The organism is Virgibacillus alimentarius, assembly GCF_017874635.1.
Classification (GTDB): Bacteria; Bacillota; Bacilli; order Bacillales; family Amphibacillaceae; genus Virgibacillus_B; species Virgibacillus_B alimentarius.
This window is the reverse complement of sequence record NZ_JAGIKX010000002.1, coordinates 160091-175737: the sequence shown is the minus strand read 5'-3', so window position 1 is coordinate 175737 and position 15647 is coordinate 160091. Positions and strand designations below refer to the sequence as shown.

Annotated in this window: 13 protein-coding genes and 1 other annotated feature; of the genes, 11 read left to right on the top strand and 2 right to left on the bottom strand. The window is 35.7% G+C overall.

Annotation, left to right across the window (positions count from 1 at the left end):
* Positions 1–52 precede the first annotated feature (52 nt).
* The gene (gene lon, locus J2Z81_RS03030; RefSeq protein WP_226370677.1) at positions 53–2371 is read left to right on the top strand and encodes an endopeptidase La; all 2319 of its coding nucleotides are present in this window, start codon (positions 53–55) and stop codon (positions 2369–2371) included.
* The gene (yihA, locus tag J2Z81_RS03025; protein ID WP_029268575.1) at positions 2371–2952 is read left to right on the top strand and encodes a ribosome biogenesis GTP-binding protein YihA/YsxC; all 582 of its coding nucleotides are present in this window, start codon (positions 2371–2373) and stop codon (positions 2950–2952) included. The genes lon and yihA overlap by 1 nt, the downstream gene beginning before the upstream one ends.
* Before the next feature lie 26 nt (positions 2953–2978).
* On the opposite strand, the gene J2Z81_RS03020 is transcribed toward yihA, so the two are convergent.
* The gene (locus J2Z81_RS03020) at positions 2979–3473 is read right to left on the bottom strand and encodes a LiaI-LiaF-like domain-containing protein (RefSeq protein ID WP_226370676.1); all 495 of its coding nucleotides are present in this window, start codon (positions 3471–3473) and stop codon (positions 2979–2981) included.
* Positions 3474–3712: 239 nt separating this feature from the next.
* Here J2Z81_RS03020 and hemA point away from each other — a divergent pair, with 239 nt between their 5' ends.
* The 8 genes from hemA (at position 3713) to J2Z81_RS02980 (ending at position 12383) form a co-directional block, all read left to right on the top strand.
* Positions 3713–5086, top strand: a complete 1374-nt coding sequence (hemA, locus tag J2Z81_RS03015; protein WP_029268578.1) for a glutamyl-tRNA reductase — start codon at positions 3713–3715, stop codon at positions 5084–5086.
* 14 nt (positions 5087–5100) lie between these two features.
* On the top strand, positions 5101–5919 hold the full coding sequence (locus tag J2Z81_RS03010) for a cytochrome C assembly family protein (RefSeq protein WP_029268580.1): 819 nt from the start codon (positions 5101–5103) through the stop codon (positions 5917–5919).
* Positions 5920–5937: 18 nt separating this feature from the next.
* On the top strand, positions 5938–6864 hold the full coding sequence (hemC, locus tag J2Z81_RS03005; protein WP_226370675.1) for a hydroxymethylbilane synthase: 927 nt from the start codon (positions 5938–5940) through the stop codon (positions 6862–6864).
* Between the two features lie 11 nt (positions 6865–6875).
* Positions 6876–7646, top strand: a complete 771-nt coding sequence (locus J2Z81_RS03000; RefSeq protein WP_226981203.1) for a uroporphyrinogen-III synthase — start codon at positions 6876–6878, stop codon at positions 7644–7646.
* Positions 7636–8610: a porphobilinogen synthase gene (gene hemB, locus J2Z81_RS02995; RefSeq protein ID WP_029268585.1), complete on the top strand. Its 975-nt coding sequence runs from the start codon at positions 7636–7638 to the stop codon at positions 8608–8610. The genes J2Z81_RS03000 and hemB overlap by 11 nt, the downstream gene beginning before the upstream one ends.
* 24 nt (positions 8611–8634) lie before the next feature.
* On the top strand, positions 8635–9924 hold the full coding sequence (gene hemL, locus J2Z81_RS02990; protein WP_029268588.1) for a glutamate-1-semialdehyde 2,1-aminomutase: 1290 nt from the start codon (positions 8635–8637) through the stop codon (positions 9922–9924).
* Positions 9925–10071: 147 nt separating this feature from the next.
* Positions 10072–11331 (top strand): LysM peptidoglycan-binding domain-containing protein, encoded by a 1260-nt coding sequence (locus tag J2Z81_RS02985; protein WP_226370673.1) that lies wholly within the window; start codon positions 10072–10074, stop codon positions 11329–11331.
* A 62-nt stretch (positions 11332–11393) separates the two neighbouring features.
* Entirely contained in the window at positions 11394–12383 is a 990-nt protein-coding gene (locus J2Z81_RS02980; RefSeq protein WP_029268592.1) for a phosphotransferase, read from the top strand.
* Here the strand turns inward: J2Z81_RS02980 and J2Z81_RS02975 are convergent.
* On the bottom strand, positions 12380–12568 hold the full coding sequence (locus tag J2Z81_RS02975; RefSeq protein WP_029268594.1) for a hypothetical protein: 189 nt from the start codon (positions 12566–12568) through the stop codon (positions 12380–12382). The two genes, J2Z81_RS02980 and J2Z81_RS02975, sit on opposite strands and share 4 nt — an antisense overlap.
* A gap of 143 nt (positions 12569–12711) precedes the next feature.
* Positions 12712–12941, top strand: a binding site (T-box leader).
* A gap of 43 nt (positions 12942–12984) precedes the next feature.
* Between J2Z81_RS02975 and J2Z81_RS02970 the strand changes: the two genes are divergently transcribed.
* Positions 12985–15627 (top strand): valine--tRNA ligase, encoded by a 2643-nt coding sequence (locus J2Z81_RS02970; RefSeq protein ID WP_226370672.1) that lies wholly within the window; start codon positions 12985–12987, stop codon positions 15625–15627.
* Positions 15628–15647 lie beyond the last annotated feature (20 nt).

The following is a 15647-nucleotide window of genomic DNA, read 5'->3' as shown; positions in this document are numbered from 1 at the left end:
TTAAGTGTAGTGCAATTAAAAATACATAACAATTATGGAGGTACATACGACTATGAAGAATAATATTATCCAGTTACCCCTCCTTCCTTTACGCGGATTACTTGTATTTCCATCAATGGTTCTTCACCTTGATGTAGGCAGAGATAAATCTGTAACCGCAATTGAAAAAGCAATGATGGGTGATCATCAAATTTTTCTAGCGTCTCAAAAGGAAGTTAGTATAGAAGATCCTGAACCAAAGGATATATATCAAGTGGGCTCCCTAGCGAAAGTAAAACAAATGCTGAAATTACCCAACGGGACAAATCGGGTACTTGTTGAAGGGATACAACGTGCAGAAATCATCCGCTTTACTGATAAAAAAGAGCACTTTAATGTGGAAATAAAATTATTAGAAGAAGAACATGGGGAACCAAATGAAGAGGAAGCCTTAATGCGTTCTTTATTAGAATTATTTGGACAGTACATAAAAATATCCCGAAAAATCACTGAAGAAACATTTGCAACTGTTTCTGATATAGACGATCCTGCCAATCTTGCAGATATTATTGCCTCTCACCTGCCTTTGAAAACAAAGGATAAACAAGAGTTGCTGGAAATAAAAAATGTCAAACAACGTTTAGAAAAATTAATTGAGTTAATATCAAATGAGAAAAAAGTGCTTGACTTAGAAAAAAAGATAGGAAAACGTGTTAAAACTTCAATGGAAAAAACACAAAAAGAATATTACCTACGAGAACAACTAAAAGCTATCCAAAAAGAATTAGGAGAGAAGGATGGCAAGACAGGTGAAGTAGGAGATTTAAACGAAAAAATAGAACAATCAGATATGCCAGAACGAATTGTCGAGGTTGCAAAAAAAGAATTAGATCGATTTGAAAAAATTCCTCAAAGCTCAGCTGAAAGTTCTGTTATACGAAATTATTTGGAGTGGCTATTGGCCCTTCCGTGGTCAAAAAAGACAAATGATACAGTAGAAATAAAGCATGCCCATCGCATTCTAGATGAAGATCATTATGGATTAGATAAGGTAAAAGAACGCATTTTAGAATATTTAGCAGTCCAAAAACTTACAAAATCCATTAAGGGTCCGATTCTTTGCCTGGTTGGGCCTCCTGGGGTTGGTAAAACATCTTTAGCAAAATCAATCGCAAGATCGGTCAATAGAAACTTTGTTCGCGTTTCTTTAGGTGGAGTACGTGATGAAGCAGAAATAAGAGGACATAGAAGAACGTATATTGGTGCGATACCAGGTCGTATTATCCAAGGAATGAAAAAGGCAAAGACAATAAACCCTGTTTTCTTATTGGATGAAATTGATAAAATGTCAAATGATTTTCGTGGGGATCCATCATCTGCTATGCTTGAAGTTTTAGATCCGGAGCAAAATAGTAATTTTAGTGATCACTATATAGAAGAAACCTACGATTTATCCAATGTTCTCTTTATTGCAACAGCAAATTATGTAAATCATATTCCACAACCGCTATTAGATCGAATGGAATTAATTTCAATTGCTGGATATACTGAAGTAGAAAAATTGCATATTGCGAAAGAACATTTACTTCCAAAGCAGTTAGAAGAAAATGGATTAGAAAAAAATAAACTTCAAATTAGAGATGAAGCTTTATTAAGTTTGATACGGACTTATACTCGTGAAGCAGGGGTTCGTAATTTAGAAAGGCAAATTGCTTCGCTTTGCAGAAAGGCTGCGAAAATAATTATTTCTGGTGATAAGAAACGAGTTATTGTTACTAAAAAGAACTTAGTAGAGATTCTAGGTAAACCTTTATACCGCTATGGACGTATGGAGTTAGAAGACCAAATCGGTGCTGCTACAGGGTTAGCTTATACAGCAGCTGGAGGCGATATACTATCCATTGAGGTTTCACACTATCCCGGAAAGGGAAAGCTTACTTTAACAGGAAAACTAGGAGAAGTGATGAGGGAATCCGCACAAGCTGCTTTTAGTTATATTCGTGCAAGAACTAACGAATTGCATATCGATCCCAAATTTCACGAAACATATGATATTCATATTCATGTTCCAGAAGGGGCCACACCAAAAGATGGACCTTCTGCTGGGATAACGATGGCAACAGCACTTGTTTCTGCTTTGACAGGACAGGCTGTCAAGAAAGAAGTAGGTATGACAGGGGAAATAACGCTGCGGGGAAGAGTACTGCCTATAGGCGGCTTAAAAGAGAAATCATTAAGTGCTCACCGAGCTGGGATCACTACAATAATTATTCCCGAAGATAATGAGAGGGATATTGAGGATATTCCCGAAAGTGTACGCAATGATTTAACGTTTATAAAAGTAAATCATTTAGACCAAGTACTTAAACATGCGCTTGTGGAGGAAAAATAATGAAAATAACAACAGCTGAAATTATAACGAGTGCTGTTAGTGCTAAACAGTACCCAAATGATCGAAGTCCGGAAATAGCATTAGCTGGCAGGTCAAATGTAGGTAAGTCATCCTTTATTAATAAAATGATTCAGCGAAAAAATTTAGTAAGAACATCATCAAAACCCGGTAAGACGCAAACACTAAATTTTTATAAAATAAATGATCTTTTTTATTTCGTTGACGTCCCTGGTTATGGCTATGCAAAAGTTTCTAAGAAGGAACGAGAAAAATGGGGCGGTATGATGGAGGAATACTTTCAAACGAGAGAAACGCTGAAAGCAGCTATCTTAATTACCGATATCCGTCATGAGCCGACGAAAGACGATATGCAAATGTATGGTTATCTTAAATATTTTGAGCTGCCTGTAATTATTGTAGGTACAAAACTTGATAAAATTCCAAAAGGCAAGAGAGTGAAACATTTAAATCAAACCATTCATACCTTACAAGTAGAATCAACGGACATTGTTATTCCCTTTTCAGCTGAAACAGGTGAAGGAAAAGCCGATGTATGGTCAATCTTAAAAAAATATATATAGGCAGATATAAGAAAAATAATCCATTGCTATTTAAATGGATTATTTTTCTTATTTAATAAATAAACTCCTAAAATAATTAAAATGAGGGACCAAAATGTTTCCAGAAAGTGAATCACGTCATAAATCCAATCTAGCCAATCCGGAACATTGGTAAAAAATAGCATGCAGAGAGAAACTCCAATTAAAATAATTCCTGAAAAAAATCCGTTTTTGGTTCTTAAAAAACGTATTAAAAATGCGATACCGATAATTAGCAAGTAAACTGCCCAGTGATCAATCCAAAGTGAATAATGTATGAGGCCGTGAAAATGCACACCCAGCCCCAAAAGAAGCGTACCACTAAATAAATTTTGATAATCCTTTGCAGCATAACTATGTATAAGCAGTGTAGCCCCGACAATAATTAACAATGTAGGCCATGAATTGAATTTCGATAAAATAGGTAAATTAATTTGTTTTAATAAAAAGTAAAATCCAATACCAATTAAGATATAAGCGGAAAATGAATTTTGTTTTTTCAATTTTTCACCTCTTTCATTCTCATTAAATCAATTTCTTGATTACCAGTATATGCTATGGTAAAGTACATTCGATAATAAAAATATATGAACTATCCTATCATAATTTTTTCGAATTCTGTTCATTTTTTTAGGAATAGTAACTGTTATTTCGTGTTATAATAGATGAAGTTATATTTTTACTACGAAAAAACTTGATTTATCTTATTATACATTGTTTAAGTTTCGTTGGGGGTAAAAAAATGCATATTATTAAAGTAGGATTTAATTACAAAACGGCCCCTGTAGAAATTAGGGAAAAACTTACATTTTCTGAAAATAATATAGAAGAGGCAATGAAACAATTAAATTTGCAAAAAAGTATTTTAGAAAATGTGATTGTTTCTACATGTAACCGTACAGAAATTTATGCGGTTGTTGATCAAATCCACACAGGACGTTATTATATCAAGCAGTTTTTAGCAGAATGGTTTCAGGTTAAAAAGGAACAATTTACTGCTTTCTTACAAATCGCAGAAAGTGATGAGGCGATTGAACATTTATTTCGCGTATCAGCCGGATTAGATTCCATGATTCTAGGCGAAACGCAAATATTAGGTCAGGTAAGAGAGGCTTTTTTCACTGCACAACAAGCATATACGACAGGGACTATTTTTAATGAGTTGTTTAAACAAGCCATTAGTTTTGCTAAACGAGCGCATAAGGAAACAGCAATTGGGGAACATGCTGTCTCGGTGAGCTATGCGGCCGTACAATTAGCTAGAAAGATATTTGGCGACTTGGCAGATAAACATGTAGTTATCAATGGTGCAGGTAAGATGGGTGAATTAGCTGTTAAAAACTTGCAAGGTTCAGGTGCAACTCAAATTACCGTAGTCAACCGTACCCTTGAAAATGCTGAAGTTTTAGCGGGGAAATTTGCGGCAAATGCAGAAGAATCTTCCCATTTGTTAAAGGTTATTCAACATGCAGATATTTTAATCAGTTCAACTGGCTCAGCTTCAACGATCCTAACTAAAGAAGCACTGAAACCTGTTCAAAAAAAGCGTAAGGGAAAGCCTTTGTTCCTTGTTGATATAGCTGTTCCAAGGGATCTAGATCCAAAAATAAGTGAATTAGATAATGTTTTTTTATATGATATTGATGATTTACAGCATGTTGTTGATGAAAATCTGGCATCCAGGGAATCTGCTGCAGAATCTATAGAAGTTCTGCTTGATGCAGAAATTGTTGCATTTAACGAATGGGTAACAACATTAGGTGTTGTTCCAGTAATTTCTGCGTTACGTCACAAGGCATTGTCTATACAATCCGAAACGATGAAAAGTATAGAAAGGAAAATACCGGACTTAACAGTGCGTGAAAAGAAGGTCTTAAATAAACATACGAAAAGTATCATCAATCAGTTACTAAAGGAACCGATCAATCAGGCAAAAGAGCTTGCTGCAAGTGAAAATCCGGAGGAAGCATTGTCGTTATTTGTTGATATTCTAGGAATTAATGAAGAGGTTAAAGAGGAGTTAGTAAAACATGAGGAAAAAAAAGACGCTAATAAAACAAACGCAACGAAAAAGTTATCCTCTCGATTGATTAGAAATCTTTTGACGAGTAACTAGAAAGGATTTCATATATGTTTGAAACAGTTTGGATGTATGAAGTTATCCTATTTATTTATGGTTTAAGTTTGATCGGTTACTTTATCGATTTTATCCAACATAACCAGAAGGCGAACCGAATTGCTTTCTGGTTACTTAGTCTAGTTTGGATTTTACAAACAGCTATTTTAATAGATGAAATTCTGATTGAAAAAAATCTGCCGGTACAAACTGTAAATGACGGGTTATTTTTTTATGCCTGGGTTCTGATAACATTTTCGCTTATCATCAATCGACTGTTCAACATTTATTTTATAGTGTTTTTTTTAAATCTTTTTAGCTTTTGTATCTTGCTCTTATATTTTTTGACCAATGCACAGATTGACACTTATTCTAACGATATACCATTAGTGCATGAAATATTAATCACCCATATTACTTTAACGATTGTCTCTTACGGTTTTTTCACATTATCATTTATTTTTGCGTTAATGTATTTGATGCAATATCGTTTTTTAAAGAACAAAAAAGGATTAAAATGGATCATGCGCTTTGCAGACTTAAGGCAGTTAGATACTCATTCCATTAAAACTGTTACACTTGGGGTGCCGCTATTATTAATTGGAATTATTCTTGGTTTCGTATGGGCTTTTGTAGCTAATGCAGAATTTTATTGGTTTGATTTAAAAACAATCGGTTCTGTTTGTGTATTGGTCGTTTATATTATTTATTTATTTTTATATGTAAGAAGAGGTCAGCGTGGAAGAGTGATAGCTGTATATAATTTCGCAGCGTTTTTAGTCTTATTAATTAATTTCTTTTTATTTAGCATACTATCAAATTTTCATTTTTAATCTATTGGAGGAAAATAAATGCGCAAAATTATTGTTGGATCCAGAGGAAGCAAATTAGCTATCACACAAACAAAATGGGTCATTAATGCTTTGAAAAAAGCTGGAGTCAAAAACGAAATTAAAATTAAAGAGATAGTGACAAAGGGTGACCGCAATTTAAACGTAGCCTTGTCCAAAGTAGGCGGCAACAATATCTTTACACAAGAACTTGAACAAGCGATGTATGATCAAGAAATTGATTTTGCTGTTCATAGTATGAAAGATCTTCCATCGGTTGAACCGGAAGGACTTGTTATTGTTGGAATACCAGAAAGAGAAGATCCCCGTGATGCATATATTGCGAAAAATTCTGTTGCGTTAAAAGACCTGCCTGCTGGTTCAATTGTAGGAACAAGCAGTTTACGGCGTGCTGCACAAATTTTAGCAGTTAGACCTGATCTGAAAACAAAATGGATTAGGGGAGCAATTGATGCTCGTCTCCAAAAATTACATGATGAAGATTATGATGCAATAATATTGGCTGTTGCTGGCTTGAAGCGACTAGGCTTAAGTGAAAATATAACAGAATACTTACCAGTCGATCCATTTGTTCCCTCGGTTGGTCAAGGAGCTCTAGCTATTGAATGTCGTTCAAAGGACAAAGAGTTACGTGAAATTTTGGCAAAGATCAATGATAAAGTTGCTTTGAAAACAGTTAAAGCAGAAAGAAAATTCCTTGATTTATTACAAGGCAGCGACCAATTTCCAATAGGGGCTTATGCTTATATGGAGAACGATGAAATTATTTTGCATGCCACTGTGCTAACAACGGATGGAAAGGTCGCCTTAAAAGAGATCGTTCGAGGTGAAGATCCAGACATCGTAGGTACAGAAGCAGCAGAAAGGTTAATTAAACAAGGTGCAGCAGATATTATTAAAGAAGTTAAAGCTGAGTTAGATAAGTAATGGAGAAGATATTGCAAGATAAAAAAATTCTAATCACTAGAGAACGCAAACAAGCAAAAGCATTTTCTGAAAAAATAATGAGATTTGGCGGGATTCCGATTGAAGTACCCTTGCTGAAAATATCCTGTAAAGAGCGGGAAGAAGACAAAACTGTATTTCAAACGCTGTCAAAATATAAATGGATTTTTTTTACAAGCGCGAATGGAGTCGAATGCTTTTTCCAACTTTTAAAAAACTATAAAATCAGCTCCGGTGTTTTCAAACATATTAGGATAGCAGTTGTAGGCCATAAAACGGAAGAAGCATTAAAAAATTATGGTTATCATGCAGATTTTATTCCGACCATTTATAGTGCCGACCAAATGGTGAATGAATTTGTAAACAACTTTGCATTAAAGGATCCATTTTTACTTGTAAGAGGGAACAGGTCAAGAAATGTACTCCCTGATTTCTTTTCACGTCTTGGTATCGAGTTTGATACCGTAGAAGTATATGAAACTTTATATAATGATGAGGTAGCGGATAAATTAAATGACGTCCTGATGAATCAGCAATTGGATTTTATTACATTTACAAGTCCATCTACCGTAGATGCTTTTATAAAAATGCGAAATAGAATTCTCATGGACGGAACAATCTGTGTTTGTATAGGCACCACAACACAGCAGCGTGCTACCGAAGCAGGTTTTAATGACACAATCACTCCAGATATATTTACGATCGAAGGCATGGTAAACTGTATGAAAGACTATATTGAAAGGATAGAATATCATGGAAAATAAATTTGCACGACATCGTCGCTTACGGTCTTCAAACGCGATGCGTTCTTTGGTAAGAGAAAATCATTTACGTACAGAGGATTTAATTTACCCCATCTTTGTGACCGAGGGAGAAAACATAAAAAATGAAGTAGTTTCTATGCCTGGAATATTCCAGGTTTCTCTAGACCGCCTGGTTGAAGAGATGAAAGAGGTTGAATCATTGGATATTCGAGCTGTAATGCTGTTCGGTGTCCCTTCTGAAAAAGATGAACAAGGCTCTGGTGCTTTTATAGAAAATGGCATTGTGCAACAAGCAACTCGACTTATTAAAAAGGAAATTCCAGACTTACTCGTTATTGCCGACACATGTTTATGTGAATACACTTCACACGGGCACTGTGGTGTAATACATAATCACGATGTAGATAATGATGCGTCTCTTAAATTATTAGCTAAAACAGCTGTTAGTCAGGCTGAAGCTGGAGCAGATATTATAGCACCCTCTAATATGATGGATGGATTTGTTGCTGTGATTCGGGACGCTTTAGATGAAGCAGGGTTTTCAAATGTTCCAATTATGTCCTACGCAGTGAAATATGCTTCAGCATATTACGGTCCATTTCGTGATGCGGCAGATAGTACACCACAATTTGGGGATCGAAAGACATATCAAATGGACCCTTCTAATCGCTTAGAGGCTCTCCGTGAAGCTGAATCAGATGTAGAAGAAGGTGCAGACTTTCTTATTGTAAAACCAGCTCTTTCTTATCTTGATATTGTTCGTGATGTTAAAAACAATTTCAATGCACCGATCGTTGCTTATAATGTTAGCGGCGAATATTCAATGGTAAAAGCAGCAGCGATGAATGGATGGATTAATGAGAGGGAACTGGTTATGGAAAAGTTAACCGCAATGAAACGTGCAGGTGCAGACATGATCATAACCTATTTCGCAAAAGATGCAGCAAAATGGTTAGGAAAGTAAATTAAAATATAGGAGTGAAAAATTATGAGAAAATTTGATCATTCAGTTGACGCCTATAAAGAAGCAGTTGATTTGATGCCCGGCGGAGTGAACTCCCCTGTACGAGCATTTAAATCAGTGGAAATGTCCCCAATATTCATGCAGGAAGGCAAAGGCTCCAAAATCATCGACATTGATGGAAATGAATACATTGATTATGTTCTTAGTTGGGGACCACTAATCTTAGGACATGCTGATGAGCGTGTAGTGACTAAACTACAGGAAACAGCAGCAAAAGGGACAAGCTTTGGTGCACCGACAACGCTAGAAAATAAGCTAGCTCAACTTGTGATTGATCGTGTACCCTCTGTAGAAATGCTTCGCATGGTAAACTCTGGAACAGAAGCTACCATGAGTGCTTTACGTGTTGCTAGAGGTTATACAGGTAGAGATAAGATTCTTAAATTTGAAGGAAATTATCATGGACATGGGGATTCTTTATTAATTAAAGCTGGCTCTGGTGTAGCTACATTAGGACTTCCTGATAGCCCCGGTGTTCCTGAATCCATTGCCAGTAACACAATAACTGTACCCTATAATGATATTGCAAGTGTTCGTTCTGCATTTGAACGTTATGGTAAGGATATAGCGGCAGTAATCGTTGAGCCTGTATCAGGGAATATGGGTGTTGTACCCCCGGTAGAAAACTTCCTGCAAGACCTTCGTACGATAACAGAAGAAAATGGCTCTCTTCTTATTATGGATGAGGTAATGACGGGCTTTCGCGTAGGGTATAATTGCGCACAAGGACACTTTGGAGTAACACCTGACTTAACCTGCTTAGGAAAAGTTATCGGCGGGGGATTACCAGTAGGTGCTTATGGCGGTAAACGTGAAATTATGGAGAATGTTGCACCAACTGGAACAATATATCAGGCGGGTACATTATCAGGGAATCCATTAGCTATGACAGCTGGATATGAAACGTTAAATGCTTTGGACGAATCTTCGTATAAAGAAATTAACCAAAAGGTAGATAAATTAGTTGAAGGTTTTAGACAAGCAGCAGCAGAATTTGATATTCCTTTACACATTAATCGTTCGGGCTCTATGTTTGGGGTGTTTTTTACAGATGACTCTGTAATTAATTATGAAACCGCCCAAAAATCCAATCTTGATTATTTTGCTCAATATTACAGGGCAATGATTGAAGAAGGAGTGTTTCTTCCGCCTTCTCAGTTTGAAGGATTGTTTCTGTCTACAGCTCATACAGATGAAGACATTGAGTATACAATTAAAGCCGTACACAATGCATTTTCTAAAATTGAAAAGTGATCACATAAAAAACTATTCTAAAAGAATAGTTTTTTATTTTTGTAAAAGCTTCATTAATAAAATGCGCATAACTTATGTTTCTTACACATATAGTGATTTAAGACAGATAATTATCGAAGAGTTAGGTTGAAGGGAGGAATTTTTGAATTGTCACACGATCAACAAAAATTTAGTTTTGAGTTAAATGAGTCTCTTTATTTTGAAAAGGGACAGGAAGTTGAAGAAATGATACAAATAGCCTTAGAACCCGAAATTTCCATACAACCTTTTAATGAATATGTTTCAATCAGAGGAGTAATTGAATTACAAGGAGAATATCAAAAAGTTGAAGGGAGTGAGGAAAACCAGCAAAAAATTGCTGATATTGACAATACCCCCTCCCAGCGATTTATGGAAAGAATTACAGATATAGATGTCAATACAGCAAGCTTTTCTCATCGTTTTCCTGTAGAAATATCAGTACCTTCCTATCGGGTGAAAGACATGAATCAAATAACAGTAAGTATTGAGTCATTTGATTACGAGGTGCCTATGAATAATCAATTAAACCTAACATCAACGATTGATATTCATGGGCTAAATACTGAAAATAGTGAACCTCAACCAGTTGATACCCGCAAGACAATTGATCATGAATCGATTGAGAATCATGATTCTATCGAGCCGGCTGATGTAATAGAAGAACAACAAAAAGTAAGTAATTCCCATGAAAATGAAACACGAAACGAAATTATAGAGAACGAAGTTGATACAGATCCTGATGAAATAAAGAAACTTTCCGAAAAGAATGACGAAGAGATAAAACAAACCCCAGCTATACGTAGTATGGAACATGATGTAATGGAGGAAACGAATACTGAAGATAGGAAAAATTTTTCGGAATCTGAGCCTATAATCTCCAATGAAGAAGAAAGCTTCACATTTGATCTAAAAGCAGAAAATCAATATGAACCAGCGACTGATGGGGACACAACGAGTTCCGCTTTGGAAACACAAGATGCAGACGAGACATCATTAGAAAAAGATAGAGAAAAAAATAAAAAATCACAAACACTAGAAGAATTTTTTGAAAGTACTGCTCCTTCTGAAGGCGCTAGTAAGTTGCAAGAGGAAGAATATCTAGAGCTGGAATCAACAAACGAGGAAGCTGAAGATACATTGACTTCCCTTGAAAGCAGTTTAGAGTCTAAAGCGGATGTCAGCTATCTATCAGATATGTTTAGAGATGATGATAGCGAGGAGCAGTATGCTCGGATGAGACTTTGTATTGTACAAGATAAAGATACAATCGAATCCATTGCTGAACGTTATCAAATACCAACCTTGCAGTTATTAAAACAAAATCAACTAGATGGAGATGACCTATTTGCAGGACAATTATTATATATACCAAATAGGAAGAAATAAGAAATGATACCCCTTGCAAATGCTAGGGGTATCTTCATCCTTTCGAGGAAGAGGGATAAATATTGGAAAAAATTAATGACGTTTTGGAAGCATATGCTATTTCTCCTTTAAAAATGGATCAAATATCAAGTAACACGGTTCGAATTGAGGATGCACAGAAAATGTATGCGCTCAAAAGAAGTGCATTAACAAAGGAATCTATTGAAAATTGGGAACATGTATTGCATCAAGCAAAAGTGAAAAATATAGTTAATGTATTGCCTGTATATTTAACAAAACAAGGCCATCTTTATAAAGAAATAGATGGTACAATATTTTATTTAACCCCCTGGATAAAAGCTGGAAAATTCAACGTGAAACAATTATACCAGAGTATAGGAAGGGTTCATGCTGCAACAAAGGTTACATATTCCGTTGAAACAGAAAACATGAATAATCAATTTCATACATATATGAATCGCTGTGAAGAAGCGCAGCAAATACTTCTACATTATCTGGGGGATTTTGAGAAAGTTCGATATATGTCCCCATTTGAATTGTTGGTTTGCACGCAATACAAAGACTTGGAATTGATATTAAAGGAAAATCAAAAGAGAGTGAAACAATTTTTAGAAGAATTCAATAGAGATCCTACATGGAATTATTGTCTATGTCATGGTAATTTACTGACATCTCATCATCTTGATGTACAAATTATAAATTGGGAAAAAGCACATTATGAGAATCCCATACATGATCTCGCATATTTTTTCAATCATGAAGTAAATTCTTATGACATAGACATTGAGGCTCTTTTGGAATCATTTTCTACTTATATGAAGGAAAATGAATTAACGTTGAGTGAGCTTTATTTACTAGCAATTTATTTATTAGACACTTCAGAATATATAACAGTTGTGGAGCAATATATCAATAGAAATTCGTCACTTTCAATGATTAATCAAGTAAAAGCTTTACAACGTATCTATCGGAGATTAACTTTTGGATTACGCTTTTCAGAGTACGTTGGGAAAGTATATGACACAATTGATTTAGACGATATAGAAAGTTAAATCCATTCCAAATAAAAAGCTACAAATAAACCAACTAATATCCCTAATAAAAATACATCAAGCGTTGTTGGAAAAAACAAGGTACGTATTAACTGAAATATCATAATAGGTAATGTAACTTTTTCTACTACAATAATACAATGTCGTGCCCACGGAGGTAATCGATGTCGATAAAATCTTGCCATATGGTTCACCTCTTTGATAATAATGATGCACTTTAAGAAGTATTTCTAATAAGATATGTATATAAAAACGCTTTTGGTACAAAAATGAGGTTAAAATTTGCTTTTATAAGGAGTAATAGGTAAAATAAAACCATAAATGAATCCCAAATGCAATGATAAGGAAAAAGTACAAAGTATTACCTAAAGAGAGGGAAATAGCAGCTGAGAATTTCCTAGGAAATAAATACTCTTGGAAAGTCGCCCTTGTAGCAGCTTCTTTGAAAAGGAGTAGAAGAAGCCGGACATTGACCGTTATCAATCATTGAGTGTGCAAGTTTATTATAACTTGTAAACAAAGGTGGTACCACGGAAATATAGCCTTTTCGTCCTTTTATGGATGAAAGGGCTTTTTATATTTTAAATAGGAGGAGTAAGGTATGAATGAACAATCGAATTCCCTACCATCAAAATACAATCCAAATGAGGTAGAGAAAAATCGGTATAAATTTTGGTTAGATGGTAAATTTTTCGAAGCTACAGAAGACAGTAAAAAGGATCCGTATACGATCGTTATTCCACCGCCTAACGTCACAGGTAAATTACATTTAGGTCATGCCTGGGATACAACGATGCAAGATACCATATCCCGGATGAAACGTATGCAAGGATATGATGTATTATGGCTGCCTGGAATGGACCATGCAGGAATTGCGACACAAGCAAAAGTGGAAGCCAAATTAAGAGAGCAAGGAAAGACCCGTCATGATTTGGGACGTGATAAATTTTTAGAAACTGTATGGGAATGGAAGGAAGAATATGCGGACTTTATTCGACAGCAGTGGGAAAAATTAGGTCTTGGCCTTGATTATTCCCGCGAGCGATTTACGATGGATAAAGGATTATCTAATGCAGTACGTGAAGTTTTTGTGAAATTGTATGAAAAGGGAATCATATACCGTGGTGAGTACATTATTAATTGGGACCCGCAAACTAAAACAGCTTTATCAGATATTGAGGTTATTTATGAAGAAATACAGGGCTATTTTTACCATATGCGCTATCCGTTAAAAGATAGTGATGAATATATTGAAATAGCAACAACACGTCCCGAAACCATGTTAGGTGACACAGCCATAGCTGTTCATCCGGAAGATGATCGGTATAAACATCTTATAGGAAAAACGGTAATCTTACCAATTGTCGGCAGGGAAATCAAAATTGTTGCGGACAGCTATGTAGATATGGAACTTGGTTCTGGTGCTGTTAAGATTACCCCTGCGCATGATCCGAATGACTTTGAAATCGGTAATCGTCATGAATTAGAACGAATATTAGTCATGCATGAAGATGGCACAATGAATGAAAACGCTGGAAAATATGCAGGACTTGATCGATTTGAATGCCGCAAGCAAATTGTAAAAGATTTGCAAGATCAGGGAGTTTTATTTGAAATCGAAGATCATACGCATCAAGTAGGACATTCAGAACGCAGTGGAGCTGTTGTCGAGCCATATTTATCAACACAATGGTTTGTAGACATGAAACCACTGGCTGAAGCGGCCGTTCAACTACAACAAGGAAATAAAAAAGTCAATTTCGTCCCTGAACGGTTTGAGCGAACTTATTTACATTGGATGGAAAACATACGTGATTGGTGTATTTCTCGTCAATTGTGGTGGGGACATCGTATTCCAGCTTGGTATCATAAAGAAACAAATGAAATATATGTAGGCAAAGAAGCCCCATCTGATAGCGAAAATTGGGAGCAGGATGAGGATGTTTTAGACACTTGGTTCTCATCTGCTTTATGGCCTTTCTCCACAATGGGGTGGCCAGATGAAGGAGCAAAGGATTATAAGCGCTATTTTCCGACTGATGCGTTAGTAACGGGGTACGATATTATCTTCTTTTGGGTATCACGAATGATTTTTCAATCGATCGAATTTACCAATGAGCGGCCATTTAAAGATGTCCTAATTCACGGGCTTATTCGCGATGCAGAGGGAAGGAAAATGAGTAAATCACTTGGAAATGGTGTTGACCCGATGGATGTTATCGATAAATATGGTGCGGATTCGCTGCGTTATTTCTTATTAACTGGATCATCACCAGGGCAAGATTTACGTTTTCATTGGGAAAAAGTGGAAGCCACATGGAATTTTGCTAATAAGATTTGGAATGCTTCAAGGTTCTCGTTAATGAATTTAGAAGGTTTCACTTATGAAGACATTGATTTGTCGGGTGAAATGTTATTAGCAGATAAGTGGATTTTAACTCGTTTAAATGAAACGATCGAACAGGTTACGAAGAATACTAATAAATATGAGTTTGGGGAAGCAGGGCGTTATTTATATAATTTCATCTGGGATGAATTGTGTGATTGGTATATTGAAATGGCGAAGCTCCCAATTTACGGTGAAGATGAGAGAGAAAAGAATACAACAAGATCTGTCCTTGCTTATGTTTTAGATCAGACAATGCGTATGCTCCATCCGTATATGCCTTTTATTACGGAGGAAATATGGCAAAAGCTTCCGCATTCTGGAAAATCGATTACCGTAGCTTCGTGGCCTAAAGTAAGAGAAGAATTTCATGATGAAGAAGCTTCAAGTCAAATGAAAAGACTTGTTGAGATCATTAAATCCGTGAGAAATATCCGAGCTGAAGTGGATACACCAATGTCTAAACAAATAAAATTGCTCATTCACGCAGAAAATGATGAAATAGTAACAGAACTTGAAAATGAACGTGATTATTTAGAAAAATTTTGTAATCCGAGTGAGTTAAAAATTGGAACAGACGTAGATGTTCCGGAAAAAGCCATGACTGCAGTTGTTACAGGAGTTGAGCTATTTTTGCCTCTTGAAGGGCTCATTGATTTTGATAAGGAAATTGAACGATTAGAAAAAGAATTAACGAAATGGAACAAAGAAGTAGAACGCGTGCAGAAGAAATTGGCGAACGAAGGATTTGTCAACAAAGCACCCAAGGCTGTGGTTGATCAGGAAAAACAGAAAGAAAAAGATTATTTGGATAAACATTCAAAAGTTAAGGCACGACTAGCAGAACTAAAAAAGTAATAAAAAATAGGCTGTATAAA